At 32.9% G+C, this 26939-nt stretch carries 25 protein-coding genes; 5 read left to right on the forward strand and 20 right to left on the reverse strand.

The genetic code is table 11. From position 1 onward, the window contains the following. Positions 1-58: 58 nt before the first annotated feature. The 4 genes from nadD to J2Y38_RS15185 all read right to left on the reverse strand — a co-directional run bounded on the left by nadD (position 59) and on the right by J2Y38_RS15185 (position 2817). The gene (gene nadD, locus J2Y38_RS15170; protein ID WP_309844070.1) at positions 59-640 is read right to left on the reverse strand and encodes a nicotinate (nicotinamide) nucleotide adenylyltransferase; all 582 of its coding nucleotides are present in this window, start codon (positions 638-640) and stop codon (positions 59-61) included. Positions 641-750: 110 nt separating this feature from the next. Continuing rightward, positions 751-1323 carry a guanylate kinase gene (gene gmk, locus J2Y38_RS15175; RefSeq protein WP_053473399.1) on the reverse strand — a complete coding sequence of 191 codons (573 nt, stop codon included), beginning with the start codon at positions 1321-1323 and terminating at the stop codon, positions 751-753. A gap of 86 nt (positions 1324-1409) precedes the next feature. Then, positions 1410-2270, reverse strand: a complete 861-nt coding sequence (locus J2Y38_RS15180; protein ID WP_180855948.1) for a YicC/YloC family endoribonuclease — start codon at positions 2268-2270, stop codon at positions 1410-1412. A 199-nt stretch (positions 2271-2469) separates the two neighbouring features. Further along, entirely contained in the window at positions 2470-2817 is a 348-nt protein-coding gene (locus J2Y38_RS15185) for an arsenate reductase family protein (RefSeq protein WP_053473396.1), read from the reverse strand. A gap of 80 nt (positions 2818-2897) precedes the next feature. On the opposite strand from J2Y38_RS15185, the gene J2Y38_RS15190 reads away from it, so the two are divergent. Continuing rightward, positions 2898-3353, forward strand: coding sequence for a DinB family protein (locus J2Y38_RS15190; RefSeq protein WP_309844078.1), 456 nt, complete (start codon positions 2898-2900; stop codon positions 3351-3353). Positions 3354-3393: 40 nt separating this feature from the next. Here the strand turns inward: J2Y38_RS15190 and J2Y38_RS15195 are convergent, their stop codons facing one another. The 6 genes from J2Y38_RS15195 to J2Y38_RS15220 all read right to left on the reverse strand — a co-directional run bounded on the left by J2Y38_RS15195 (position 3394) and on the right by J2Y38_RS15220 (position 10451). Then, a complete protein-coding gene (locus tag J2Y38_RS15195; RefSeq protein ID WP_056208801.1) occupies positions 3394-3882 on the reverse strand; it encodes a septal ring lytic transglycosylase RlpA family protein in 489 nt (162 codons plus the stop codon). Positions 3883-3972: 90 nt separating this feature from the next. Beyond that, positions 3973-4395, reverse strand: coding sequence for a hypothetical protein (locus J2Y38_RS15200; protein ID WP_309844080.1), 423 nt, complete (start codon positions 4393-4395; stop codon positions 3973-3975). Between the two features lie 107 nt (positions 4396-4502). After that, positions 4503-7316: a TonB-dependent receptor gene (locus J2Y38_RS15205; protein WP_309844083.1), complete on the reverse strand. Its 2814-nt coding sequence runs from the start codon at positions 7314-7316 to the stop codon at positions 4503-4505. A gap of 311 nt (positions 7317-7627) precedes the next feature. After that, positions 7628-9271 (reverse strand): glucose-6-phosphate isomerase, encoded by a 1644-nt coding sequence (gene pgi / locus J2Y38_RS15210; RefSeq protein WP_309844085.1) that lies wholly within the window; start codon positions 9269-9271, stop codon positions 7628-7630. A gap of 120 nt (positions 9272-9391) precedes the next feature. Beyond that, positions 9392-9880 carry a lipocalin-like domain-containing protein gene (locus J2Y38_RS15215; protein ID WP_309844086.1) on the reverse strand — a complete coding sequence of 163 codons (489 nt, stop codon included), beginning with the start codon at positions 9878-9880 and terminating at the stop codon, positions 9392-9394. A 10-nt stretch (positions 9881-9890) separates the two neighbouring features. After that, a complete protein-coding gene (locus J2Y38_RS15220; protein ID WP_309844089.1) occupies positions 9891-10451 on the reverse strand; it encodes a short chain dehydrogenase in 561 nt (186 codons plus the stop codon). Positions 10452-10546: 95 nt separating this feature from the next. On the opposite strand from J2Y38_RS15220, the gene J2Y38_RS15225 reads away from it, so the two are divergent. Then, positions 10547-11392 carry an AraC family transcriptional regulator gene (locus tag J2Y38_RS15225; RefSeq protein WP_309844092.1) on the forward strand — a complete coding sequence of 282 codons (846 nt, stop codon included), beginning with the start codon at positions 10547-10549 and terminating at the stop codon, positions 11390-11392. Positions 11393-11405: 13 nt separating this feature from the next. Here the strand turns inward: J2Y38_RS15225 and J2Y38_RS15230 are convergent, their stop codons facing one another. The 10 genes from J2Y38_RS15230 to uvrC form a co-directional block, all read right to left on the reverse strand. Next, positions 11406-11852, reverse strand: coding sequence for a hypothetical protein (locus J2Y38_RS15230; RefSeq protein WP_309844093.1), 447 nt, complete (start codon positions 11850-11852; stop codon positions 11406-11408). 47 nt (positions 11853-11899) lie between these two features. Then, positions 11900-12520, reverse strand: a complete 621-nt coding sequence (locus J2Y38_RS15235; RefSeq protein WP_309844095.1) for a hypothetical protein — start codon at positions 12518-12520, stop codon at positions 11900-11902. A 21-nt stretch (positions 12521-12541) separates the two neighbouring features. Beyond that, entirely contained in the window at positions 12542-13762 is a 1221-nt protein-coding gene (locus J2Y38_RS15240) for a peptidoglycan DD-metalloendopeptidase family protein (RefSeq protein WP_291147341.1), read from the reverse strand. Positions 13763-13786: 24 nt separating this feature from the next. Beyond that, the gene (locus J2Y38_RS15245; protein WP_053473384.1) at positions 13787-14728 is read right to left on the reverse strand and encodes a tryptophan 2,3-dioxygenase family protein; all 942 of its coding nucleotides are present in this window, start codon (positions 14726-14728) and stop codon (positions 13787-13789) included. After that, the gene (locus J2Y38_RS15250) at positions 14728-15498 is read right to left on the reverse strand and encodes a DUF3108 domain-containing protein (protein WP_256636319.1); all 771 of its coding nucleotides are present in this window, start codon (positions 15496-15498) and stop codon (positions 14728-14730) included. The genes J2Y38_RS15245 and J2Y38_RS15250 overlap by 1 nt, the downstream gene beginning before the upstream one ends. A 298-nt stretch (positions 15499-15796) precedes the next feature. After that, entirely contained in the window at positions 15797-16957 is a 1161-nt protein-coding gene (gene hppD, locus J2Y38_RS15255; RefSeq protein ID WP_142451496.1) for a 4-hydroxyphenylpyruvate dioxygenase, read from the reverse strand. 227 nt (positions 16958-17184) lie between these two features. Continuing rightward, positions 17185-18342, reverse strand: coding sequence for a homogentisate 1,2-dioxygenase (locus J2Y38_RS15260; RefSeq protein ID WP_029270889.1), 1158 nt, complete (start codon positions 18340-18342; stop codon positions 17185-17187). Between the two features lie 258 nt (positions 18343-18600). Continuing rightward, positions 18601-20898 (reverse strand): patatin-like phospholipase family protein, encoded by a 2298-nt coding sequence (locus tag J2Y38_RS15265; RefSeq protein WP_309844105.1) that lies wholly within the window; start codon positions 20896-20898, stop codon positions 18601-18603. 63 nt (positions 20899-20961) lie between these two features. Next, positions 20962-21474, reverse strand: coding sequence for an XAC2610-related protein (locus tag J2Y38_RS15270; RefSeq protein ID WP_309844107.1), 513 nt, complete (start codon positions 21472-21474; stop codon positions 20962-20964). A 6-nt stretch (positions 21475-21480) separates the two neighbouring features. Then, positions 21481-23280 (reverse strand): excinuclease ABC subunit UvrC, encoded by a 1800-nt coding sequence (uvrC, locus tag J2Y38_RS15275; protein WP_309844111.1) that lies wholly within the window; start codon positions 23278-23280, stop codon positions 21481-21483. Positions 23281-23416: 136 nt separating this feature from the next. On the opposite strand from uvrC, the gene J2Y38_RS15280 reads away from it, so the two are divergent. From J2Y38_RS15280 to J2Y38_RS15290, 3 genes are all read left to right on the forward strand, one after another. Continuing rightward, complete coding sequence (locus tag J2Y38_RS15280) at positions 23417-24397, forward strand: succinylglutamate desuccinylase/aspartoacylase family protein (RefSeq protein WP_309844112.1); 981 nt, start codon at positions 23417-23419, stop codon at positions 24395-24397. Next, positions 24384-24953, forward strand: a complete 570-nt coding sequence (locus J2Y38_RS15285) for a 5-formyltetrahydrofolate cyclo-ligase (RefSeq protein ID WP_309844114.1) — start codon at positions 24384-24386, stop codon at positions 24951-24953. Before J2Y38_RS15280 ends, J2Y38_RS15285 begins: the two co-directional genes overlap by 14 nt. Before the next feature lie 296 nt (positions 24954-25249). Continuing rightward, positions 25250-26791, forward strand: a complete 1542-nt coding sequence (locus J2Y38_RS15290; RefSeq protein ID WP_309844116.1) for a VWA domain-containing protein — start codon at positions 25250-25252, stop codon at positions 26789-26791. Positions 26792-26939: the final 148 nt, after the last annotated feature.

Here is a 26939-nt window from a genome sequence, read left to right on the forward strand (position 1 = left end):
CTGCAATATACTAATTAACCTAGCAAGTGAGATTGCTTCGTTCCTCGCAATGAAAGTTTTATTTCTTATAAAAATTATTATGATCTATATATTCCCAAACTTTCGGCGGTAACAAAGGCTGAATATTTTTGCCTTCTTTAATGCTGTTTCGAATAAAAGTGGAAGAGATTTCTACAATTGGCGCATCGATTACATGAATTTTTGGATGCGATTTTAATTCTATGTTTTCAGGTTCATCAGAAATTCTCGGATAAACATAAATATCATGATTTTCAAGAATCACCTCGTAGTTTCTCCATTTATGAAACGTTTTCAAGTTGTCTTCTCCCATAATTAAAGAAAATTCATGATTGGGATATTTCTCTTGTAAATGTGCTAAAGTAATTACGGTATAATTCGGCTGCGGTAATTTAAACTCAATATCCGAAGGTTTGATTTTCGGATAATCTTCTGTTGCCAGATAAACCATTTGCAAACGATGATGATCATCAAGCAAAGTTGCTTTCTTTTTTAACGGATTATGAGGCGTAACCACCATCCAAATCTGATCTAAATCGGCAAACTCGGCCATATGATTGGCAATGATCAAATGACCAACATGAATAGGGTTGTATGTTCCGAAATAAAGACCTATTTTCATTTTTTAGAGTTTCTCAGAGAGTCGCTAAGATAGCACAAAGATTCGCAAAGTTTAATTAGAACTCTGCGAATCTCTGTGATTTTTTCTTTGTGAATCTCTGCGGAATAAAATTACTTATTTACAAAATCCTTAACCAATTGATGCGCTTCTTCTAAAGCAACTGGTAAATCATAGTTTTTGATAATCACATCAAATTGCGGGGCAGTAGCTAATTCTACAGACGCTTTTGCAATACGCATATTGATTTTATCGTCGCTTTCTGTAGAACGCTCTTTTAAGCGGCGTTTAAGTTCGTCTACGCTTGGAGGTTTTACAAAAACAGCTAAAGTTTGTTCCGGAAATTTATGTTTAATACGTAAACCACCTGCAACATCAATGTCAAAAATTACATTTTTCCCTAAAGCCCAGATTCTTTCAATTTCAGATTTTAAAGTACCGTAAAAGTTATCGCGGTAAACTTCTTCCCATTCCAGAAAATCTTCAGCTTTAATATGTTTTTTGAATTCTTCTAACGAAATAAAATAATAATCTTTTCCGTGGACTTCTTCTCCGCGTGGGTCACGTGAAGCTGCAGAGATCGAAAATTCAAGATTTAAATCTTCTTGCCCTAATAAGTGTTTTACGATAGTTGTTTTTCCTGATCCAGAAGGTGCCGAAAAAACAATTAATTTTCCTTTGTTCATTAATTTATGCTTTAGGCTTTAAGCAATATGCTTTAAGCTTTAATATTTGTGCGGTATTCTTGCCTATGGCTTATTGCTTAGAGCAATTACAAAACATTCAAAACCTGTTCCTTAATCTTCTCTAATTCATCTTTCATCATCACAACCAGCTTCTGCATTTGCGCATGATTTGATTTTGAACCCATTGTATTAATTTCACGACCCATTTCCTGAGTAATGAAACCTAATTTACGTCCATTTGCTTCGCTTCCTCCTAAGGTTTCGATGAAATAGTCTAAGTGATTCGTTAAGCGAACTTTTTCTTCGGTGATATCTAATTTTTCAAGATAATAGATTAATTCCTGCTCGAAACGGTTTTCATCAACATTAACCTGTAATTCTGCAATTGCGGTTTGTAAACGATCTTTTATTGCCTGAACGCGTTCTGGATCAAGTGCCAAAGCATCATTCATATATTGGCGAATATTTCCAATTCGAAGATTGAATTCTTTTTCAAGAGATTCTCCTTCGTCTTTTCTAAAACTTAAAATGTTTTGTAAAGCCTCATCTATAATAACCTGAATTTGCTCCCAATCGTTTTCATCGATTTCTTCGCGCTCTGTTTTTAATGTGTCTGGCATACGAACTGCCATTTTCATTAATTCAGTTTCATCAGCATCAGCATAAACCTCTCTCAATTGTGCTATATAATTTTTCACAACAGGTACATTTACCTTTGTCGAAGTTTGTTCTGCAGTACTTTCTACATAGATTGCAAAATCAATTTTCCCTCTTTCCAGTCTTGTTGAGATTTGGGTTCTTAAACCTAATTCCATTTCGCGGTAAACCGATGGCATTCTTACGTTTAAATCTAAACCTTTACTGTTTAAGGATTTTACTTCGACTGTGATTTTTTTTGTAGGCAATTGCAAAGAAGCTTTGCCAAACCCTGTCATAGATTGTATCATATAATTGAGTATAAAGGCGCAAAGATAAATAAAAGTTTGCAGTGTTATGATGTAAAATACTATTCTGTAAGGTATATCAGTACTTAAAGTTTTTTTGCTACGAATTTCACGAATTTCCGCAAATTAATTTTACAGTTTGTAGACTTTCAGGCCTAAATAAAATTCGTGGAAATTCGTGAAATTAGTGGCAGAAAAAAAACTAACTCAAAGCCTGAATAACTTCGGCTACATTTTTCTGGCTGTTGCCAATGTAAATTTTGCCATCAATAATAAAAACCGGACGGCTTAAAAATGTATAATGTTCTAAGATGTATTTTTTAAAATCAGCTTCGGTCAGCGATTTGTTTTTTAAATCCATTGATTTGTATAACTGTGCTTTTCTGCTGAATAAAGCTTCGTAACTTCCTGAAAGTTTATACATTTCTTCCAGTTCAGCTTCGGTAATTGGATCTTGTTTGATATCGTGAAAAACCAAATTATTTTTCGGAAGACTTTTTATGATTTTACGGCAAGTGTCACAAGAGGCTAAATAATATATTTTGTTCATGTTTTTTCTAATTTGTTAGAGTGCAAAGAAAATTCATTTGAAACTTAAAATTGTCTAATTTTAGAAAAAAAAATAAAATTATGAGTTCAGTTTTTGAAACACAAAAGACTATCAGGGAAATCCTTGTAAAAATTTTAGACCATCATTCATTGGAACAATTAAATAAAATCCCGGACGGATTTAAAAATAATTTGATTTGGAACATCGGACATTGTATCGCTTCGCAGCAAATTTTAGTCTATAAATTATCAGGTCTGCCTTTGCAGGTTTCGGATGAACTTATTGCCAAATATTCAAAAGGAACAAAACCGGAAGCAGATGTTTCTCAGGAAGAAGTGAGTGAAATTAGAGATTTGCTTATCAAAACATTACTTCAAACAGAAAAGGATTATAAAGACAATATTTTTAAAAATTATAACAAATACACAACTAGTATGGGGTTTGATCTCAAAAATGTTCAGGATGCATTAGATTTTGTGAGTTATCACGAAGGAATTCATACCGGAATCATAATGGGCATTAAGAAATTTATCTAAAAATGAAAATCCCGTTCTGAAATTTCAGAACGGGATTTTTTTATTCTATTATTCTTTCGATTGTTACTTTCATCGCACCGGCACCTTTGTGCTTTGTGATTTCCATGAATGCTCGTTTTGAAAGATCTATTTCGCGGGTTTTTACAAATGGGCCGCGATCTGTTATTTTTACAATTACAAATTTTCCGTTTGCTTCATTTGTTACTTTAACTCTTGTTCCAAAGGGAAGTTTCTTGTGTGCGGCGGTATATTTGTTGTTGTTAAATCTGCTGCCGTCAGCTGTTTTTCTACCATTAAAACGGTCTGCATAGTAGGAAGCATGTGCCGTTTTTTTGTATAGTTTTAATTTTAAACCGTTGTCTGTAAATACAGAATCAGTTGGGATTGCAATAATGTTTGGTCTGGCATTTTTTACAGTGTCCTGAGGGGTTTTCGGCTCAATTACTGGCTTTGTTTGACTTATTACGTAGGTAAAACAACTCAAAAAAGTTATTGCGAATGCGGTAAGTATAAAGTTTTTTTTACTCATGGTTTATTTTTTTTCAGACTTGGGGAGTTTGTACAAATAATATGCCGAGATAAAAAAAGCCCTTTTTTGGAGGGCTTTAATTGGTATTTTCTAGAACCAAAGGTTCCACGGAATTCTACTTAAAATAAGTATTAATCCTAATCCGTAATAAATAGCAAAGGTTTTATGTTTCGCCTCGCTATTAATTAGTTTTTTATGTTTTGACCATCCAATAGTAATTAAAACTATAGCAATTAGATTAATAAGCGGATGTTCTAATGAAGTTAATCTTACTTCTGCATTAGTCATTTGTCCCAATTGTGCAAAGCCTAATGAAGACACAAAATAAAGGACTAATCCAATCAATAATTGTGTATGTGTTCCAATTAAAGCAAATAAAGATATTTTGCGGTCTTTTGCTGTAAATTCTTTTTTAGAAGTCAAGCCGATAACAGCGTTTATTACTGCAAACAATAAAAGCAGTAAAGCTAGATATGCCCAGCCCGAATGAAGCTTTTGAATAAAATGATACATAAACTGTGTTTTTTTGTTAAAAACAAATATAGCAAAATTGGTCAAAAAAAAACGGCATTAAACTTAAAAGTCAATGCCGTTTATAGTATTTATTTAGATTCTAAATATTAGAAATCGTAACGTAAAGCAAAGTTCCAAGTTCTACCGAAACCGAAGAACACTTGGTTAGCATCAGCTATACCTTTGTACAATCTGTTGTTTGAAGCATAAGTTCCTGCAGCAGCATTTGAACTTACGTTGTCACTAGCAAAAATGTTTGTTCTAGATTCAGCAATATAGATCTTGTCAAATAAGTTGTTTACGTTCAATCTGAAGTTAACTGATTTGTCTTTGTCTTTACCTACTAACATTTTGTATGAGAAACCTGCATCAACTAAACCGTAAGAAGGTAATTCTAAAGCTCCTTTGTTGTTTGGATCTGAGAAGTTAATTGGGCTTAATCCAGCATATAATTTATCATTATAGTTGTAGTTAGCATCAACAATTACTCTAGTTAAAACTTCGTAAGAAGCTCCTAAAGAAGCTGTCATTTGAGCAGCGTCACCAACTTTTACTTTGTCCATGTATACTGGAGTTGCAGTATATCCTACAACTGGAGTGTTGTCTGCTTGGTAGTAAGCGTTAACAGTTGCATTTCCTTTATATTCCCAAATTCCGTAAGAGAACATAGCGTTAAGTTTTAATTTCTCTGTAATGTTAGAATTAGCTTCTAATTCAAATCCAGAGTGAACCTCGTTAAGACCTAAGTATTCAGTATAAGTAGTTGCGTCAGTTGGTAATGCATTACCTTTTAGGTATCTGTCATTCCAAGTTGTATTGTAAACGTTTACTGTAGCATTAAAGAATCTAGAACGGAAACCATATCCAGCTTCAAATCCAATAATTTTCTCGTTAGTAAGGTTAGGGTTTACTGTAGATCTGTTGTTTGGATAAACTGAGTTAAAGAATGGTTGTCTTGAGTAGTAACCAGCATTAACATAAACATTGTTTTTTTCGTTAAGGTTGTAGTTAGCACCTCCTTTTACGTTTCCTCCTAAGATGTTTTCATAATCTGTAGAAGCCAATGGATCTGTTGGTAAGTATACGAAGTCATCTTCTCTTTTAAATCCTTGTTGAGAAATTGCTCCCTGAACAAAAGCAGTTAAATTATCTTTAGAATACTCTAATTGAGTAAATGCACCATACCATCTAACTTTTCCAGTACTGTTAAATGAGATTTTTTCGTAGTTTTTCTTATCGAAAACATTCCATTGAACATCAGTTTGGTAAGTTTCAGTAATATGTCTTCCTGCTGGTTTTAAACTAGCAACAGTATTATCATAAAATTCACTAGCTCCTAATAAATCATTTACTACTGTAAAGTGGTATCCTGTATAAGTTCTGGCATCAAGACCAAAGTCTAAAGTTAAAGTGTTAGTTAATTTTTTGTTTAAATTAATTACCGCACCATACCAGTCATGAGAGTTGATAGAAGATGTTTGAGAGATACCAGATGTTGTGTTGTAAACATATGGAGAAGCTGTAGTTCCAGCTCCAGATCTACCTGTGTTTGAACTATTTTGGTAAACACCACCAATCATTGTTCTAGTTCTGTTTTGTCCGTTAAAGAAAACTTGTCCTTGACCAGAATTCCATGCTTGGATTTTGTCGTAGTTTACAGACCCATCAGGGTTTAAGAAAACAGAAGCGTTGTAAACATTTCCACCAATACCACCAGTAGCACTAGCACCAGCTCCACGACCCATAGATGCGTAAAGAACAGTAGAAAGTTTTGTAGTTTCGTTAATTTTATAATCCCAGTTAACAGAAGCGATTGGCTTGTGGTAATAGTTTTTTCTGATGTTATATTCTTGTCCGTTTAAATATCCTGCATCAGCATTATATCTAATGTTTGGCTCATCAAGAGAACCATATTTTTGGTATGTAGCGATTGTAGAAACAGTCGATCTTTGGTTGTGCCATTGTGGCGCTCCTGTTACTGTTAATTGAAAATCGTGTTTATCATTTTTAGTAGAATATCCTAAAGCAATAAAATAGTTAGAACCTTCGAATGGAGTACCATTAACATATCCATCTCCCATTGTTTGAGATAATAATACAGAAGCTGAAAGACCATTTTCTAATTTTCCTGTATTGTATGAACCTTGAATTTTGAAGTTTCTTGCATTACCGAATCCAGAAGAAAAAGATCCACCTTCTTTCATGTCAGAAGATTTAGTAACAATATTAATTGTTCCCCCTACAGATGGCGTAGCCAATTTAGAAGATCCTAAACCTCTTTGAACCTGCATAGCAGATGTTACATCTGATAAACCTGCCCAGTTACTCCAGTAAACAGAACCATTTTCCATGTCGTTAACCGGCATACCGTTGATCATAACAGCAATGTTGTTTTGGTTGAAACCACGAATGTTAATTCTTGAATCTCCAAATCCACCACCTGATTTAGTAACGTAAACTGATGGAGTGTTTCTTAAAATTTCAGGAAATTCTTGAGTACCAAGTTTTTGTTGAATTTCAGCAGCTTTAATTGTAGAAACAGCAACCGGAGTTTTTCTGTCTTTAGCAATATCCACTACTGTACTTTTAACAACGATCTCGCTTAACTCATTTGAGTTAGCTTCTAAAGCAATTGTTCCTAAATTTGTTGTTGCACCATTTGAAACTGAAAATTTTACAGTTAGGTTTTGGTAACCTAAGTAAGAGATAACAATTTCTCCTGTACTTGTTGTTGCATTGAGGGTAAATTTACCATCAAAATCTGTTGAAGTCGCTGTGTTAGATCCTTTGATCGCAACGTTAGCGCCTGGTAATGAACCAGTACCATCTGTAATAGTACCAGTAACTTTTCCTTGAGAAAATACGGTTGAAACTATCATAAAAAATAGTCCAGTAAGTAACCAATTTTTCATTTTCTTCATTTGTTCTTGAGTTTATTGTTTTTGGCAAAATTATAACAATTAAATCAGATAATGTTATCAAAATGTTAAGAAAAATAAGTTTTACGGTTTGTGCTGCACATTAAAATGAAATTTTCTTTTTTCTTTAGATAAAACAACGTTTTGTTGAATTTAAACACCTGTATTTTGTTAAAATAATAATATTTCAAGTAGTGTTGTAGCGCTATACTTGCAATTATTCGTAAAAAACAGATCATATAGAGCTAATTTATACGAAAAAACGCCTTAATTTTTATAAATCAAGGCGTTTCAGATTGTTAAGAAAAATATTCTTATTTATTCTTCAAAAAGTGGTTTAGCAAAAATGAAGTTGAGCTATCATGACTTTTTACTGTTTTAGAATTAATCTCATCTAAAATTGAATTTGCCAATTGTTTTCCTAATTCAACTCCCCATTGATCAAAACTAAAAATGTTCCAGATAACACCCTGAACAAAAATCTTATGTTCGTATAAAGCAATTAATGAACCTAAAGATTTAGGGGTTAATTTTTGAATCAAAATTGTATTGGTTGGTTTGTTTCCAGTGAAAACTTTAAATGGTCGTAAATAAGAAGCTTTGTCTGCAGATAAACCTTGTTTATCAAATTCAGCTTGAACTTGTGCTTCAGTTTTACCATTTAATAAAGCTTCAGTCTGAGCAAAAAAGTTTGACATCAATTTATTGTGGTGATCTTCGTTTCCGTAAAGTGGTTTTACAAATCCAATAAAATCTGTAGGGATTATTTTTGTTCCCTGATGAATTAATTGGAAGAATGCGTGTTGCGAATTTGTTCCTGGTTCTCCCCAAATAATAGTTCCGGTTTGGTAATTAACCGGTTTTCCGTCGCGGCCAACACTTTTTCCGTTACTTTCCATAGTTGCCTGTTGCAAATACGGAGCTAATTTTGATAAATATTGTGTGTACGGAATCAAAGCTTCACTTTCGGCACCAAAGAAATTATTATACCAAACGCTTAATAATGCTAAAATTACCGGAATGTTTTGGTCAAATTCAGCCGATTTAAAATGTTCGTCAGTTTCATTTGCTCCAACTAATAATTGGTTATAATTATCAAAGCCAATTGCCAAAGCTATGCTTAAACCAACAGCGCTCCAAAGAGAAAATCTTCCTCCAACCCAGTCCCACATTGGGAAAACGTTGTCTGGATTAATTCCGAATTCAGTTACTTTTTGAATATTAGTTGAAACCGCCACAAAATGTTTTGCAACATCTTCCTGAGAAGCCGATTTCAAAAACCATTCTCTAATAGTTTCAGAATTTGATAAAGTTTCCTGAGTTGTAAAAGTTTTAGAAACAATTAAAAATAAGGTTGTTTCAGGATTCAGTTTTTTAATAATCTCGTTTACGTGGTCACCATCAACATTCGAAACGAAATGTGTTTTAAGATGATTTTTGTAAAATTGTAAAGCTTCAACAGCCATAGCCGGACCAAGGTCAGAACCACCAATTCCAATATTTACAATATCTGTAAAAGCTTTTCCTGTAAAACCTTTTCTTTCTCCAGAAATAACTTCGTGAGTGAAGTTTTTGATTTTGTTTTTTACTTCATAAACTTCTGGAATTACGTTTTCTCCATCAACATTAATAACTGCCGATTCCGGAGCACGCAAAGCGGTATGTAAAACGGCTCTGTTTTCAGTTTGATTGATTAATTCTCCTCCAAAATATTGAGCAATTGCATCTTTTAATCCAATTGAATTTGCTAATTCTAATAAAAGAGAAAGCGTTTCTGACGTAATATTGTTTTTAGAATAATCAACTAAAAAATCATTCCATTGTAAGTTGAACTTTTCAGCACGCGCATTGTCTTGTTGAAATAATTCTTGTATCGTAGTTCCGTGAATTGCGTTATAGTGGTTTTGCAGATTTTTCCACGCTTCAGTCCCGGTTGGGTTTGTTGTGTTTAAAGCCATTTTTATTTTATTATTGAGATTGTTTTTTTTAGAAACACAAAAATACTGAAATAACTTTTAAAAGGGTAACGCTTCATGATTATATAACAATTAGTTGCGAAAACGTTTTATGAATCTTCGCTACAATTTTTTCCAGACAACTTCTGCAGTGACTGATTTTCCTCCTTGCGTTGTATTGGTTACAACATATTTAAGTTCGTTATTTATCAAAGTGTAAGATCGCTTTTGGATAGTTCCTTCCCAGTTTGGAAACGAAGCCGTTTTTATTTTAAAAGTAATAATCTTATTTGCTTCGTCAATTTCATATTCTCCCAAGTGCGAATTACTTCCTTGTACAATTGCCGCATTTTCTTCCGGAGTGCATTTGTTTTTATCGCCCGAAACTATTTTTGGTCTTTCATTTTTATATATCTGAATGGCGTAATTTCCTTTTTCATCAAAAAATAAAGCACCTCTAGGATTTACATCATACGGAAGGGTTTTTGTTCCGTCAGAATTTTTGTTTTCAACCGAAACCAAAGTCCACGAACCTAAAAAATCAGATTTCGTTTTTTGCGCAATTGCCGAATTTAAAACGAATAGTAATAATAGCAAAGTTGTGTTTTTCATCTTTAAAAATTTAATAGTTTACTTTAATGATTTCTCCATTTATATTTTCTTCAATACTTTTTGTATAAGCATTTATTAAATCTTCTGCCGGAATGTCTGAAACCTTTGCCGGACTTATTGCATTTATTCTAATTCCTCTTTCTAATTCCAGCGAAGCCGAAAGCACAAAACTGTTAATTCCGCCATTTACAATTGCTTTACTAATATTATTCTTCACTGGTTTATCGCCCATTTTTCCCGAAGTCAATATAAATGATCCGTTATCGTTTAAATATTTTTGCCCAATTAAAACCAGATTTATCTGCCCAAGCAATTTGTTTTTAATACCAATATTTAATTTTTCTTCGTCAAGCGAATGCAAATCTCCCGTATAACAATCTCCTGCAACACAAATACAGGAATCAATATTTTTGACTTCGTCGAATAATTTTTCTATCGATTTTGAATCTGATAAATCGATTTTAAAATCACCGCTGTTTCTTCCTGCCGTAATAATTTCATTATTTTTTGCTAGAGTCGGATTCAGTATTTTGCCAATTTCTCCATTTGCTCCAATTAAAAGTATTCTCATTTTTTTAGATTTTAATTTGTTATCTGAAACAAAATTAAGAGGTTAGCTTTCGCCGAAAATTGTACTAATTGGTACTAAAATTGTATTTTAGCCTAATGACAAACAAGAATTTATATCTTCCTTTTGAAGTTGATTTTAAAGAATTGGAACAGTTCCCGAAAACTATTCGGAAAAACAATTTCTTTGAATTGATTTATGTGGTTGACGGAACGGGAATTCAGGTTATTAATGATAATAAATTCCAATATCGAAAAGGAAATCTGTTTCTTGTAACACCGCAAGATGTTCATTCGTTTGAAATTTCAACGCCAACAAAATTCTTTTTTCTTCGGTTTAATGAATATTATATCAAAGCAAATTCTCAAAACGGACAATCGGAAACGGTTTTGCGAATGGAATATATTCTTCAAAATGCAAGTCATCGTCCCGGCTGTATTCTAAAAAATACAATTGATAAACCTTTAATTGCTTCGCTGATTGAAAGTATAATTCAGGAACTAAATAATCAGCAGATTTATCATCAAAAAATTATTGAGCAAATTGTAAATACTATAATTACAATTGTTGCGAGAAATATTGCCTTAAAACTTCCGAAGAATATTAAAGAAACAACGGGAGAAATGGTTTTGGAAATTCTGCATTATATTCAGGAAAATATCTACAATCCAAAACAGTTAAAAGTAGAAAGAGTAAGCGAGCAATTTAATATTTCGCTTAATTATTTAGGGAAATATTTTAAGAAACAAACTGGAGAAACCTTGCAAGAATATATTGCAAACTATAAATTAAGATTGATTGAAGCCAGACTTTTAAATAGTGATATGCGTATTAACGAAATTGCAGATGAATTAAATTTTTCCGACGAAAGTCATTTAAATAAAGTTTTTAGAAAACATAAAGGAATGAATCCGTCTGAGTTTAGGAAGAAGTTTTGCAAGTGATTTTTTGTAAAAATTAATTTGGAAGGTTTTTGATATTGATAATTTCAATTTTATTCTCGCCATTCCATTTGTGCATTACGAAAGTATTTAACTCATATAATTTTCCATTTTTAGATCTGGCAGTAAAAATTCTTCTAAAACCTCTCATGTATCTATATCTTTTTAAAGGAACATCATTTATTAAAATGACAGGTAGAACTTCTAATTCAGTCTTTTTAAAATATTCATTAAAGGAGGTTGGTCTTTCTGAGTTTAATTGATAACCTAATTTTTGAAAATCATCTTTTACAAAATCAAGTATTCTTTTTCTTCTTTTTAAGTACAATTTTAAACTTACGAAAGCTATAAAAAAAGGAAGAAGTAAAAAAGGAAGTTCAAATAAAGCACCAATTATAATACTGCCAAAAAACCAAACGAATACAATACATAATTCGATTAGTATGTCTTTTATTGAAACCATTTAGAATATTTGAGATTTTATATTTAATGAGATTCGATTGGTTTTAATTACCAAATCTTCCACCAAGGCTTTTTATTAATTTCAATAGTTTTCTTCTCGATATTGATTTCTATTCTTTTTGGTGATTCAACTTTAATCTTAGAATCATCAAAAAACAATTCTCCGTTATCACTCATTCCGAGAGGAGATTTTGTTCTTTCTTTCCAGCTTTCCTTTTGTAATTCAGGAATTAAAGCTAAGTGAATTTTAGATTCAAATTTTTTTCTTGCTTTTTCTATAATCTCATCTTCCAGATTTGATGATGAATTTTTTAAAAGCAAAATGGAATTGTCTGGAATGTTTAAAAGAAAAACTTGTGTTTTGTTACCAATTTTCTGAATATCCAATACTTTAAAATAAGCAATCGTGTCTAAAAGAAAATGACCAATTTTTGCCGAGTCTGGATTGAATTTTGATAAATCTTTGGCATGAGCGCTGGCAATTAAATATCTGAAATTGCCTGAAAGTCCGCCGCCAATAGAAGTCATATCTGTAAAACCTTTTTCCTGAATTATTTGCCCAATTTTATAATTTGATATTAAATTTTCAGGTAAATCAGTATCTCTGTAATATAGTTTTAAGCCTGAAAAAGTATCATTGTAAATTGCTTTAAGACGTGAATTTTTCATTCGGCTTTTGATTTCAGATATTTACAAATTCCCAATACTATCCAATTCTCTTTTCAAAGGTTCGATTTGTTTAAAGAAACGGGTTTTGTCATTTCCGGTTAAAGATTCTCCGGTTGGCAAATTCAATCGAAGTGCATCTACCTGAACACCATTTTTCCAGAAACGATAACAAACGTGTGGGCCAGAAGCTAAACCTGTACTTCCAACTAACCCGATTGTTTGTCCTTGCGTAACGCGTTGCCCGCGGCGCACTAAAATTCTGGACATGTGTAAATATTGAGTAGAATAAGTTCCGTTGTGTTTTACCTTTACAAAGTTTCCGTTTCCTGCCGTATATCCGGTTGCTTCAACCACTCCAGATGCTGTTGTCGAAATTGGCGTTCCGGTTGGAGCCGCATAATCAGTTCCTTTGTGTGCTTTCCAGGTATGCTGTACAGGATGAAACCTGTTCATAGTAAATCTAGAAGTGATTCGGCTGAATTTAATTGGAGTTTTTAAGAAAAAGTTTTTCAACGTTTTTCCTTCATCATCATAATATTCTATTTTCCCGGAAAGTGTATCTTTTTCAAAAGGAAAAGCATAAACGATTTTTCCTTTATATTCAAAAAAGGCAGCTTCAAGATCCTCAACGCCGTCGTATGTTTTTCCGTTTATAAAACGTTCTGTGAAAATTAAACCGTAACGATCGCCTTTTTTAAGTTTGAAGAAGTCAATTGACCAAGAAAACACTTTTGTAATTCTGCTGGCAAGCGCAGTTTCTACATCTTCATCTCCTAAAGTTTCAGATAATGAAGTTTTTAAAACGCCGCCAATAATTTTTCTTTTTAAAGTAACCGGTTTTATTTTTTTATAGGCTTTTGCAATACTGTCACGTAAATCGATTACATAATAAGTTAAAGCATCTGGCTGATAAATAAAAACCTGAAGATTATTTGTTTTATTTTTTGAACGAAGTAATGTAAAAGGTTTGTTGTAACGAATAGTTCTTACATCAAAAGTGTCTTTAACCTGTTCAACAATGTCGTATACTTTTTTGTCGGCGATATTTTGACTCTGCAAAATAGATCCAAAAGAATCTCCTTTGGAAATAGTATCATTAACAACATTAAAATCAGCGTAATTAAAACCAAACTCTACTTTTTTGGTTTTTGGTTTTGTAATTTTAATTTCAACTTTTTCCTCTGTTTTAGTACACGAAAATATTGAAAATAATACTATTATAATTACGAATGCTTTTTTCAAACTCTTAATTTTTTTTGCAGGAAATTAAAGTAGGTCTTCATTTCCCCAATTGGACAATTCTTCTTCGGTCCACAATTTAGGAAAAAAGATGCGTCTTTGGTATTTTGGATGCATATATTTTTGCCAGTCACTTCCACCGGTTGCTTCGCCGTTACCTTTTCCACTTTCTAAGATGTATTTTCTTGCAGTATTAAGGTGCTGCATAACCCAGGTAATGTTCACCGTTTTGTCGTAATGACGCATTGCGTGAATTAATTCTTGGTTTTGCTGGTCTTCAATAGGTAATTGTGTGAATTTCTGCCAAATATTTTTAGTCTTAAATGTAGACATTTGTCTCAAAAACTGAACTTTATATTTGTTTTCGAATTCCTGAAGTAAATATGATTTTTCACCCGTATGATAATCTTTTCCGGCAGCCTGCCAGTAAAGGTGTTCAAAAGTAGTTTCCAAATCTGTATTTTCGTCAAAGTTTGCTTTGTATCTTCTGTCTGTCAAATTGATAACATCTGTCGAAGCAAATTCAATTAATCTGTATTGAGCACTTTGAAATCCGCTTGCAGGAGTAAGCGTGTTTCTAAATTTCATGTATTGATCGACTTCCATTCCGTTTTCCATAATACTGAACGAATTCGTCAGCATATCAAAATAACGAGTAATTCTGGAAAGTCTTTCGCTGAAAAAATCAACCTGAATATTTTGTGTATCGGCGATTTGATCGATTTCCCACAAAATCATTTTAAAGATCAATTCATTAACCTGATGGTACATAATAAATACCATTTCATCAGGAAGTGTTGTGCGTTGTATTTGTAAATTTAAAAGAGCATCTGTTTGAATGTAATCCCAATACGTAATTGGTTTTGACCAAAGTAATCCTTCTAACTGAACATCAGTTTTTTGGTTTATTGCTTGGAATTTAAGGTCAATTTCTTTTAAAATTGATTCTGAATGATCAGTAGGGTTCATTATTTTTTAACTTTAAACGGATTTTTCAATCCTTTATATTCATCAAGATCTGCTTTTAGAGATCCAACAGCCAAATCCGCTTTAATTCTAATCGGAACTTTGTTGTCATCATCTGTAATCCAGAGCGTTAAACTTTCTTTTTCTTTAAAAACTCTTCCTGTTTGTACAAGTGGTTTGAAAACCATCGTAGAAACCGTCCCAAATTTAGTCGTAATATCTTGACGGCCTACATATTTTAACTTAAATTTTGTGATTTCATCATCAAAAAACATATCGATCGTAATCGATTCGCCCGATTTTAATTTATCAATATTCGGATGGTTTCTTAAGTAGTAAAAAGCAGATACAATATCTTGCACATTATCAGTAATTACAATCGTTTTTTCAGTCTTTCGTTTGTAATCTTTTACCAAAACCCTGTTCTCACTCTGACTAAAAAAACCTTCCTGATTTTTAGTGTAGCCGCCTTCGTCAATTTTTCTGACAAAGCGGTAAGGATCTCCATTTTCCTTGTCAAAATAACTTTCGTATAAATCTTCCACTTTGAAGAAAAACTTTGACATTCCGGTTGTATAACCTTTACCCACAGCGTGGTGAACTTTTTTATTATTTATCGTGGCATCTTTAACCTCTAGAGTTGCGTAACCAGCATTTACGATTCCGTAATGTATTCTAAATTTGAAATACTCCCCGGTATCAAAAGCATTTTCTTTTTGTGTATCGAAAGCTAAAGTAGAGAGTATTAATATAGCGAGAATGAACTTTTTCATAGTACAATTTTTACATTTCATTATAAAGGTAAATAAATGCAAATTCTATTCCAAATGTACCAAAACAAAAAAACTCAGTCAAGGATGACTGAGTTTTTATGCTATTAACTAACCAAAAAACTATAAATTATGAAATTTATATCAATTCAGAAGGAAACCACCCCTTCTTGATTTGCGAGTGCAAAGATAGATAGAAAGTTCAAAAAATAAATAGCAAAAGTCAAGTTTAACATAACATTTGCATTAAAATCAACGTTTTACAGAGAATTTTTCTGCATAATGCAAAAATAATGCGTTTTTATAGCGTTCCTCTCAATTCCTGCTCTCTTTCAATTGACTCAAAAAGAGCTTTAAAGTTACCTGCACCAAATCCTTTTGCACCCATTCTTTGAATAATTTCGAAGAAAAGGGTAGGACGGTCCTGAACCGGCTTCGTAAAAATTTGTAAAAGGTAACCATCCTCATCAGCATCGACCATGATGGCAAGCTTTTCAATTTCATTAATATCTTCTTTCATCATATCCATATGAACTCCTAATCTTTCAGGAATTGCCTGATAATAGGTATGAGGAGGAGCTGATAAAAATTCAACGCCGCGTGCTCTTAATTGTGATACTGTTTTAATAATATCATCTGTAGCAATAGCGATATGCTGAATTCCAGGTCCGCCGTAAAAATCTAAATATTCTTCAATCTGCGATTTTTTCTTTCCTTCCGCTGGTTCGTTGATTGGGAATTTAATTCTTCCGTTTCCGTTTGACATTACTTTACTCATCAATGCAGAGTATTCTGTAGTAATCTGTTTGTCATCAAAAGAAAGGAAATTTACAAATCCCATTACGTCTTCATAAAATTTTACCCAAGTATTCATTTCATTCCAACCCACGTTTCCAACCATGTGATCAATATATTTTAATCCTGTTGGTTCTGGATTATAATCTGATTTCCATTCTTTATAACCTGGCAAGAAAACTCCATTGTAGTTTTTTCTTTCTACAAAAATGTGAACTGTTTCTCCGTAAGTGTAAATTCCAGAACGAATAACTTGCCCAAATTCATCTTCCTCAACAGTTGGCTCCATAAAAGAACGTGCACCGCGTTTCATCGTTTCTTCGTACGATTTTGTAGCATCTTCAACCCAAAGCGCTGCAACTTTTACTCCGTCACCGTGTTTTTTCAAATGTTCGTTAATTGGAGAATCTGCCGTTAAAGGCGTAGTTAAAACAATTCTGATTTTGTCTTGTTTCAAAACATACGATGCTCTGTCTTTTACTCCGGTTTCTAATCCGGCGTAAGCTAATGACTGATATCCGAAAGCAGTTTTATAATAATGTGCAGATTGTTTTGCATTCCCTACATAAAACTCTACATAATCTGTTCCTAATAATGGAAGGAAATCTTGTGCTCCTTCAAAGATTTTTTCTAATCCGTATTCTACTGATTTTACTTCTTTTGACATAATGTTTATTTGTTTAATCGGTTAATCGTTTAATTGATTAGAACCGAAATTTATTTTTTAAGATTTGTTTTTTTACCGCAAAGAGCGCAAGGATTTTTATTACTGAGATTTTATAAAATTGTAAAGAACGCAAAGCTTTGCGAACTCATTTAAGTAAAACGTCATTAAAAACTTTGCAAACTTTGCGAAAATCCTTTGCGAACTTTGCGTTAGATTAATTACAATAACTATTCAGTCCAAGATTTATAATATTGTCCATCATCAAGACCCATAGCTTCTTCAGTTACCATTAAAGGTCTGAAAGTATCAACCATAACGGCTAATTCTTGAGTTTCTTTATGACCAATACTACGTTCCATTGCGCCTGGCGCTGGACCATGCGGAATTCCTTTTGGATGTAAAGTGATATGACCCTGCTCAATATTGTTACGACTCATAAAATCGCCATCTACATAATATAGTACTTCATCAGAATCTATATTGCTGTGATTGTATGGCGCCGGAATTGCTTTCGGATGATAATCGTAAAGTCTAGGGCAGAATGAACAAACGACAAAAGTTGCCGTTTCAAAAGTTTGGTGTACCGGAGGCGGTTGGTGAACACGTCCCGTTATAGGTTCAAAATTGTGAATCGAAAATCCGTATGGAAAATTATATCCGTCCCAACCCACAACATCAAAAGGATGCGTTGCATAAACCACTTCGTGAATCATACCTTCTTTTTTAATTTTAATTAAAAAATCACCTTTTTCGTCGTGTGTTTCCAATTCGCTAGGCAAAATAAAATCACGCTCACAAAATGGAGAATGTTCTAAATGCTGGCCTGACTGGTTTTTATATCGTTTTGGAGTATAAAATGGAGAATACGATTCTACATAAAATAGTCTGTTTTCCTCTGTTTCGAATTCGATTTGATAAATAATGCCACGCGGAATAATTAAATAATCGCCATATTCAAACGGAATATTTCCTAACATGGTTCTTAGTTTTCCTTTTCCTTTATGGATGAAAAGCATTTCATCGGCATCGGCATTTTTGTAGAAATAATTTCGAAGCGATTCCTTCGGCGCAGCCAAACCAATAATACAGTCTTTGTTGACTAACATGGCTTTGCGGCTGTCAAGAAAATCATTTTCCGGTTTTAATTCAAAACCTTTAAAAAGAAGTGATTTTATGTTTTTTCCGATTGCAATTTTTGGTTCAACCGAATAAGAGTTTAAAATTTCTTTAACCTGCGTTGGTCTGTGAACATGGTAAGATAGAGACGAATGTCCGTGAAAACCTTCTGTTCCAAATAACTGTTCGTAATAAAATCCGCCGTTTGGTTTTTCGAATTGAGTGTGTCTTTTTTGAGGGAAATCCCCAAGTTTATGGTATAGTGGCATGGCTTTTTCAATTAGATAATTTGTAAATTAGATAATTCGAAAATTTGAATTGAAGAATAGATAACCAGTTCAATTTTTTCAATTGACTAATTATCTCAATTCGATAGAGGCATTACTCTGGATTTCTCTTGATAAGAAATTGAAGATACTCTAATAAACCTGTCCAATTTGTTTTCATTATGACAAATGTCGTAATTTTTATTGATCAAAATTACATATTATATTATTTATAACATAAAATATTTCTAAAAAATCAGCTTAAAAGGCAAATCCTATACTAAACCATGTAAAGCTTTTTGAAGTTTCAGGCGACCAGGATTGTTTAACTTCGATTGGGCCAATTATAGTTTCTAATCCGTAACCTACAGAATAACCGGAATATTTAGGCATTGAAATCCAATCGACTGTCGTAAAAATATCATCTCCAATGTTGGCGAAATTTGCCGTAATATTGATATGATTCTTTTTTAGGATCTCATAATCTAAAGTAATATCTGATTTTATAAAACTATTTCCGGCAATGCTTAAAAAATCATATCCGTAGAAATAATTGAAGTTATTAATCTTGTTGTATCCAAAACCTCCAAGTATAAAATCGAAAAAAGGAACGCTGTCGCTGCCAATATTAAATCCGGCATCGGCTCCAATTTTAATGGTCGCTTTTCTAAATACAGTTTTAACAAAAGAAACTTCTGCTTTTGCAATCGAGAATGGCTTAAATTTGTTGGTATAATCAGACGAAGCTAAATAAGTCTGCAAATCTGTAGAAAAATACAATCCCGAATTTGGAAAATGTTTATCGTCAAACGAATCGTATTTTAAATAAGCAAACGCACTGATATAACTGCTTTTGTCTATTATGTTTTCTTCATTACTAAGTGTAGGCGAGTTTATTTTTAGGTATTTATATTCTAAACCGCCGCCCATTAAAAACTTTTGTACAAAAATGGTTTGAAAATAAGCCTGATTAGTCAAATCTAAAAAGTCAACATTAATCAGTTTTAAATTTGGATTTTCTGAAACCAGTCCGCTTAAACTTGTGGTTACATTTCGGTTAAACTGATTCAATCTTGAACGGAAACCAAAGCTAATATTAAAACCATTTTCGACATAATAGTTTAAATCGTATCTAAAATTATCTCCTAAAATAATATCCAGTGAAGTAACATCATTTTTTAAAAATGTCTTTTTATGAGTAAGGTTTAATAAAACAGCACTTTTGTAAAGTCCGTCATAATGAAGTCCGAGCTTTAAAAAAGTCTGCGTTGGATTTTCTTTTAATACCAAATCTAAATCATCCTGATTGCCGTCTGGCTGTAAACAATACGAAATCGTACTAAAGTTTTGAGTCGCATTCAAATTGTTTATTCCGGTTTTCAAATCATCATATGTAATAGTGCTTCCCGGCTTAAAACGAAGTTTACCACGAATGTATTCTTTGGTATAATTATCTAACTGGTCACTATTTATTTTCTTGATTTCAAGAGTATCTGAAGCGATTTTTAATTTCGGTTTTTTATAAAAGTTGTCTTCGTTTACAAGCGATTTAATTTTTTCGTAAACGGCAAAAGCAGCTTCTTCTCCTTTTCGAATTATTTCCTCGCCTCTGTCAAATGAAATTACACCAAAATCACGAATGTCCGGTTTTATGTAAACATCGGTATCCTTTATTTTGCTTTTCATTTTATCTATAGATTGCAGATTAGTAATCTGAACCAAGATTCTGGTAGCGTTTTTTAGGTTTTTTCGCTTCATTAAATCGTCCTGAACGTCAACACCAATAATAATATCGGCACCCAGATTACGAACTTCTTTAATTGGATAATTGTTTACAACGCCTCCATCGACCAATAAATTTCCGTCGATTTCAACCGGAGTAAACAGGGAAGGAAAGGCAGCACTTGCCATCATGGCCTGAACCAGATTTCCTTTATTTAAAAGTACTTCTTCACCCGTTTCAATATTGGTTCCAATACATAAAAACGGAGTTGGCAATTTATTGAAATCACGAACATGACGAACGTTTCTCGTTAAACTGCTCAACAAATTATAATTGTACATTCCTTTTGAAAGTGCTTCGGGAATACCGACTCTGAAATTGCTAAACGGTAAAACGATCGCATATAATTCGTCATTTTTTTTACCGTAAAAGTTTTTTGAGGAACGCGGAATATAATCGTTTATTAATTCATCGAAATTAGTTCTTTTGAAAATCGAATCAATCTGCGAAGCGTTGTAACCAGAAGCATACAATCCGCCAATTACAGAACCCATGCTGGTTCCTCCAATATAATCGATTTTGATTCCGGCTTCTTCCAAAACTTTTAAAACACCAATATGCGCAAAACCTTTGGCGCCGCCGCCACTTAAAACCAAACCAATTTTAGGTCTTTTTTTTACACTGTCTTGTTTTATTTCCTGCGAAAATGAATTTTCGGGCAGCAATAAAAACACAAAAAATAACAATGCCGCACCCCAAATGGTTCCGATACTTTTCGGAACGGGAGAAAATCCTGTTGACTGAGTTTTTAAAATTAACAGCTTGCTTAGGCGCATAAAAAATAAGTAATTGGTTTTGTAAAAGTCGGCAATTTTTTCGGCTTTATACTAGATTTTATCTTAATATGATTGTGTTTTTGAAAGTATTAATTTTTTGTTTTTATCGTATTTCCAAACATCGGTATGATTTCTTGCGCCGCCTCTGCAGCTTGATGTAAGTGTCTTTTTAATTTTATCAATTTTCACATCGCAAAACATATCGCATTTAGGACTAAAGTTTGATGGAAAATTTAAACTGTCAAATTGTTTTGTCTTCGGATTAAAAATAAAAATCTCATAAATTGTATAGACTCCCATACCATCATCTGTATGAAAAGAAGCAAAATCTGTAAACCCGTCAAAATTAAAATCGTTAACTTCTAGCCTGGATTGCTTTCCTGTTATTGAAGCCTCAAGATTGTTTATGACTTGAATTTGCCCCGTTTTAGAATTTTTTATTTTCAATGTTTCAAAATCATCTTCAAAACGTATTTTAAATTTACTTTTGTCTTTTTGTATAACCGAAACTTCATTTTGACTATACGAAATAGAAAAAACGAAGAATAAACAAATAGGTAAAAAGAGCTTTTTCAAAATGAATTAATTTTCTTTTGGATGATAAAATTCGACAATTTTTTTCGCTTTTGATACGCCGACAACATCAGATATATCTTTTTCAGAAGCTAATTTCAATCTCTTAACACTTTTAAAATGTTGTATTAACGTGAGCATTGTTTTTTCGCCAATTCCCGGAATACTTTCTACCGAAGAATTAAGAGCTGCTTTGCTTCGTTTATCTCTATGGAAAGTGATTCCAAATCGATGCGCTTCATTTCGTAACTGCTGAATTACTTTTAATGTTTCTGATTTTTTATCCAGATATAACGGAATCGAATCGCCCGGATAAAAAAGTTCTTCGAGACGTTTTGCAATTCCAATAATCGCAATTTTCCCTCGCAAACCTAATTCATCAATACTTTTTAAAGCCGCAGACAATTGTCCTTTTCCACCGTCAATAATTATTAATTGCGGTAAAGGTTCATTTTCATCTAATAATCTTTTGTAACGACGATATACAATTTCGGTCATCGAAGCAAAATCGTCAGGGCCTTCAACCGTTTTTACATTAAAATGTCGGTAATCTTTTTTGCTTGCTTTTCCGTCTTTAAAAACGACGCAGGCCGCAACAGGATTTGTTCCCTGAATATTTGAGTTATCAAAACATTCTATATGTCGAGGCTCAACCGGAAGACGTAAATCTTTCTGCATCTGCGCCATAATTCTATTAACGTGACGATCAGGATCTACAATCTGCAATTGTTTCAACTGCTCGATTCGGTAGAATTTTGCATTTCGAATCGATAAATCCAGAATCTGTTTTTTATCTCCAAGCTGCGGAACGGTTACTTTTATTTTTTCGCCCAAATCAATTTCAAACGGAACAATAATTTCTTTTGATAATAATTGAAAACGCTCTCTAAGTTCTATAATCGCCAGTTCTAATAATTCTTCGTCGCTTTCGTCTAGTTTTTTCTTGATTTCTAAAGTGTGCGAACGGATAATTGAACCGTGAGAAATTTGTAAAAAGTTGACATAAGCCGCACTTTCATCTGAAACAATCGAAAAAACATCAACATTCGTAATCTTCGGATTTACAATCGTTGATCTTGATTGGTAATTCTCCAGAACATCTATTTTTTCTTTGATTTTTTGTGCTTCTTCAAATTGTAAATTCTGCGCATATTGATTCATTAAACGCTTAAAATCTTTCAAACTTTCTTTAAAATTTCCTTTTAAGATTTCGCGAATTGCATCGACTTGTCTTTGGTAATCTTCAAGAGATTCTAAACCTTCGCAAGGACCTTTGCAATTGCCAATATGATATTCCAGACAAACTTTAAATTTACCCGAATCGATATTTGATTTGCTTAAATCGTAATTGCAGGTTCTTAACGGATACAATTCTTTAATTAAATCCAGAATGGTATGAACCATTTTGAAATTAGTGTACGGACCAAAATATTCAGATCCGTCTTTGACCATTCTTCTCGTTAAAAATATTCTCGAAAAAGGTTCTTTTTTTATACAAATCCAGGGATAACTTTTATCATCGCGCAACAAAACATTATATCTTGGCTGTAATGTTTTGATTAAATTGTTTTCTAATAAAAGCGCATCGGTTTCAGTGGGAACTACAATGTGTTTTATAGTCACGATTTTTCGAACCAAAACATTTGTTTTGGCCGTATCGTGAATTTTATTGAAATAGGAAGAAACCCTTTTTTTTAAATTTTTGGCTTTGCCTACATATAAAATCTTCCCGTCTTTATCATAATATTGATACACACCGGGATTGTCCGGCAAGGTGAGAATTTGTAGATCTAAGGACGGTTTTGACATTCTGTTTTGTTTCTGAAGATAGTTGAAAAGCGTTTTCAAAAACCATTCTAGTTTCTGAAAAAAGCTTAACAGTGATTTAGTTTCAAATTTACGAAATCAAAAGAATAATTTCTATATTTAGATTTTATAATTCTACATGAAAAATAGTAAGCCCCTTGTTATTTTTGGCGAATCGATTTTGCCGGGAGAACATAAAACCATAAACGTCGAAATAGCGCGATTACATACTACAACAAAACTTAATATTCCTGTAATTGTCCGTCGTTCCAAGCTTGAAGGTCCGGTTGTTTTATTTTCGGCAGGAATTCACGGTGACGAAATTAATGGAGTAGAAGTCGTTCGGCAAATCATCAGCAAAAAAATAAATCGTCCGCAAAGAGGAACGATCATTTGCATTCCCATTATCAATATGTATGGTTTTGTGAATAAATCCCGCGAGTTTCCAGACGGACGTGATTTAAATAGAGTTTTTCCGGGAAGTAAAAAAGGATCTCTCGCAAGCCGATTTGCGTATCATATCGTTGAGCAGATTTTACCAATTATTGATTATGCTGTCGATTTTCATGCTGGAGGCGCCAGCCGTTTTAATGTTCCGCAGATTAGAATTACCGAAAATAATATGGAATTGAAATTACTGGCTGATATTTTTAATGCTCCTTTTACTTTATATTCTAAAAATATTGGAGGTTCTTTTAGAAATACCTGTGAAAAAGCCAATATAAAAATGCTGCTCTTTGAAGGAGGAAAATCACTTGATATAAATGATGCTGTTGCCAATGAAGGAATAAAAGGAGTAATGCGTTTACTGAATTATTTAGGTATGCTCGATCCAAAACACATTGTAGAACCTGCTTTAGAATCTTCAATTTATATAAAATATTCTGTTTGGCTTCGTGCAAAATGTTCCGGTTTGCTTCATGATTATAATATGGTTGGAAGATTTGTAACCAAAGGAACTATCTTAGCGATTATTACAGATCCGTTTGGAAAGTTTGAGCAAAAAGTAAAAGCGCCGCACGACGGATATGTTATTAATGCCAATCACTCGCCAATTGTTTATGAAGGCGATGCGATTTATCACATTTCTAAAAATTCTCCTGTAAATGACGACGAGTAAAAAAGAATTAAGATTTGAATATAAAAATCTTCGAAAACAACTTTCTGAAAGTGATATCGAAGAAAAAAGTCTGGCTATAGCCAATAATTTAATTCAATTGCCCATTTGGGATAAAACGTATTATCATGTTTTTCTTCCAATTTTGGAACAAAAAGAAATTGATACCGAGTTTATTCTGCATTTACTTTCCGGAAAAGATAAAGAAATCGTGATCTCAAAAAGCGATTTTGAAACCAGAGAAATGACTCATTTTTTATTGACAGATAATACCAAAATCAAAAAAAATGAATACAATATTCCTGAACCCGTAAACGGACTTCCTGTTCCGGTAGAAAATATTGATGTTGTTTTTGTACCGCTTTTGGCTTTTGATGTTTGTGGAAATAGAATTGGTTACGGAAAAGGTTTTTATGATAAATTTTTAGCCAATTGTAAACCGGAAACGATAAAAATTGGCCTTTCTTTTTTCGAATCCGTAAATCAAATCGATGACGTTTTTGAATCTGATGTAAAATTAGATTATTGCGTTATACCTGAGAAAATTTATACCTTTTAATTTTGCGTTTTATACAACGTTTGCCGATATACTGGGCGTAGACGCACTGCTGTGCGTCTCTACGATATGCCGGGATGATACTTCGTGTTATAAATAAAAATATTAATTTAATCACAAACAAACTTAAATTTTCTTATATCACTTATATGGTGAAATATCTTCATGTTTAATTGTTAGGAATCTTGGCATCAAATTTGGATTGCCGGAAATTGCAGATAATTTTCTTAGTACATCCGGAATGCTAGTTGTTATTTGAAAGAAAAAATCAAATTATTAATTCCTAAAATTTATTTTAAATGAAAAATAAACCATTTTATTTGTTAGCATTCCTTTTTCTTGTTTTGACAAGTTGTAAAAAATACAATGCAGCGGCCTATGAAACAGTAGATTCGACTGCTGTTGCTTCTGATGAAATTCCTGAAGAAAATATTTCAGAACTTAATACTGAAAGTTACGCCGGACTCGAAGAAAATCCTTTTGAGTCTCCAAAAAAATCTCCTCTTTCTACTTTTTCCATAGATGTTGATAATGCATCTTATACCAATATCCGCCGATTTATAAACGAAGGTCAGCCTGTTCCTAAAGATGCCGTTCGTATCGAAGAAATGATGAATTTCTTTAAATACAAATACCCACAGCCAGAAGGACAAAATCCGTTTTCTATCAATACCGAAGTAAGCGAAAGTCCGTGGAATAAAAATTCTTTATTGTTGAAAATAGGTTTACAGGGAAAAAATATTCCAATGACAAATATGCCTGCTTCAAACCTTGTTTTTTTAATTGATGTTTCGGGTTCTATGGATGAGCCTAATAAACTGCCATTATTAAAAGAATCGATGAAGATTTTGGTAAAAGAACTGCGCCCGCAGGATAAAGTTTCGATTGTGGTTTATGCAGGTTCTGCCGGAGTTGTTTTATCACCGACTTCTGGTGATGAAAAAGATGAAATTATGGATGCTTTTGATAAATTAAGCGCGGGTGGAAGCACAGCCGGCGGCGAAGGAATTGAATTAGCATACAAATTAGCTCAGGAAAATTTCATTAAAGAAGGAAACAACAGAGTTGTAATTGCAACCGATGGTGATTTTAATGTTGGCGCATCGACTGATGATGATATGGAAAAACTGATTGAAGAGAAAAGAAAATCGGGTGTTTTTCTAACCGTTTTGGGTTTCGGAATGGGGAATTATAAAGACAGTAAAATGGAAATTCTTGCCGATAAAGGAAACGGAAATTATGCTTATATTGATAATATTCAGGAAGCGAATCGTTTTTTAGGAAAAGAATTTAAAGGTTCGATGTTTGCGATTGCAAAAGATGTAAAAATCCAAATTGAATTTAATCCAAAACATGTTCAGGCATATCGATTAATTGGCTACGAAAACCGAAGATTAAAAGACGAAGATTTTAAAAATGATGCTGTTGATGCAGGAGAATTAGGAAGCGGACACACGGTAACGGCTCTTTATGAAATTATTCCAACTGGTGTTGAAAGCGATTATGTTCCATCTGATTTAAAATACACAAAAGTAAAAACTGATGAAACTAATTACAGCGATGAATTGGCTACAATTAAATTCCGTTATAAAAAGCCTGATGGTGATAAAAGTATCGAAATCGTAAACACAATTCCGAATCGAAAAATTTCATTAGATAATAGTTCTTCTGATTTTAAATTTACAACGGCTGTTGCATGGTTTGGTTTGAAATTGAAAGATTCAAAGTTTATTAGTAATTCGTCTACTGCAGACATTAGAAAGTTAGCAAAATCTGGTTTAGCAAATGATGACGAAGGTTACAGAGCAGAATTTGTACGATTAGTTGATGCAGTGAATTAATTTTAAATCCCAAAAAAGAAAATCCCAAATTCCAATTGTTATTTGGAATTTGGGATTTTTTATTTGAATTTTTTGCACAATTTATTCTGTAGAGACGCACAGCAGTGCGTCTACGCAAAGTTGATCGACAAAGATTTTTATTTTAAAT

The sequence above is a fragment of the Flavobacterium sp. 2755 genome (genome assembly GCF_031455715.1).
GTDB lineage: Bacteria > Bacteroidota > Bacteroidia > Flavobacteriales > Flavobacteriaceae > Flavobacterium.

Coding starts and splice junctions, on each gene's coding strand:
- J2Y38_RS15195 (WP_056208801.1), bottom strand. CDS start 3,882: ATGAGTAAAAAAAACTTTATACTTACCGCATTCGCAATAACTTTTTTG.
- nadD (WP_309844070.1), bottom strand. CDS start 640: ATGAAAATAGGTCTTTATTTCGGAACATACAACCCTATTCATGTTGGT.
- J2Y38_RS15215 (WP_309844086.1), bottom strand. CDS start 9,880: ATGAAAAACACAACTTTGCTATTATTACTATTCGTTTTAAATTCGGCA.
- uvrC (WP_309844111.1), bottom strand. CDS start 23,280: ATGTCAAAACCGTCCTTAGATCTACAAATTCTCACCTTGCCGGACAAT.
- J2Y38_RS15285 (WP_309844114.1), top strand. CDS start 24,384: ATGACGACGAGTAAAAAAGAATTAAGATTTGAATATAAAAATCTTCGA.
- J2Y38_RS15185 (WP_053473396.1), bottom strand. CDS start 2,817: ATGAACAAAATATATTATTTAGCCTCTTGTGACACTTGCCGTAAAATC.
- gmk (WP_053473399.1), bottom strand. CDS start 1,323: ATGAACAAAGGAAAATTAATTGTTTTTTCGGCACCTTCTGGATCAGGA.
- J2Y38_RS15180 (WP_180855948.1), bottom strand. CDS start 2,270: ATGATACAATCTATGACAGGGTTTGGCAAAGCTTCTTTGCAATTGCCT.
- pgi (WP_309844085.1), bottom strand. CDS start 9,271: ATGGCTTTAAACACAACAAACCCAACCGGGACTGAAGCGTGGAAAAAT.
- J2Y38_RS15245 (WP_053473384.1), bottom strand. CDS start 14,728: ATGAACCCTACTGATCATTCAGAATCAATTTTAAAAGAAATTGACCTT.
- J2Y38_RS15235 (WP_309844095.1), bottom strand. CDS start 12,520: ATGAAAAATTCACGTCTTAAAGCAATTTACAATGATACTTTTTCAGGC.
- J2Y38_RS15220 (WP_309844089.1), bottom strand. CDS start 10,451: ATGAGAATACTTTTAATTGGAGCAAATGGAGAAATTGGCAAAATACTG.
- J2Y38_RS15205 (WP_309844083.1), bottom strand. CDS start 7,316: ATGAAGAAAATGAAAAATTGGTTACTTACTGGACTATTTTTTATGATA.
- J2Y38_RS15265 (WP_309844105.1), bottom strand. CDS start 20,898: ATGCGCCTAAGCAAGCTGTTAATTTTAAAAACTCAGTCAACAGGATTT.
- J2Y38_RS15290 (WP_309844116.1), top strand. CDS start 25,250: ATGAAAAATAAACCATTTTATTTGTTAGCATTCCTTTTTCTTGTTTTG.
- J2Y38_RS15225 (WP_309844092.1), top strand. CDS start 10,547: ATGACAAACAAGAATTTATATCTTCCTTTTGAAGTTGATTTTAAAGAA.
- J2Y38_RS15190 (WP_309844078.1), top strand. CDS start 2,898: ATGAGTTCAGTTTTTGAAACACAAAAGACTATCAGGGAAATCCTTGTA.
- J2Y38_RS15260 (WP_029270889.1), bottom strand. CDS start 18,342: ATGCCACTATACCATAAACTTGGGGATTTCCCTCAAAAAAGACACACT.
- hppD (WP_142451496.1), bottom strand. CDS start 16,957: ATGTCAAAAGAAGTAAAATCAGTAGAATACGGATTAGAAAAAATCTTT.
- J2Y38_RS15250 (WP_256636319.1), bottom strand. CDS start 15,498: ATGAAAAAGTTCATTCTCGCTATATTAATACTCTCTACTTTAGCTTTC.
- J2Y38_RS15280 (WP_309844112.1), top strand. CDS start 23,417: ATGAAAAATAGTAAGCCCCTTGTTATTTTTGGCGAATCGATTTTGCCG.
- J2Y38_RS15200 (WP_309844080.1), bottom strand. CDS start 4,395: ATGTATCATTTTATTCAAAAGCTTCATTCGGGCTGGGCATATCTAGCT.
- J2Y38_RS15230 (WP_309844093.1), bottom strand. CDS start 11,852: ATGGTTTCAATAAAAGACATACTAATCGAATTATGTATTGTATTCGTT.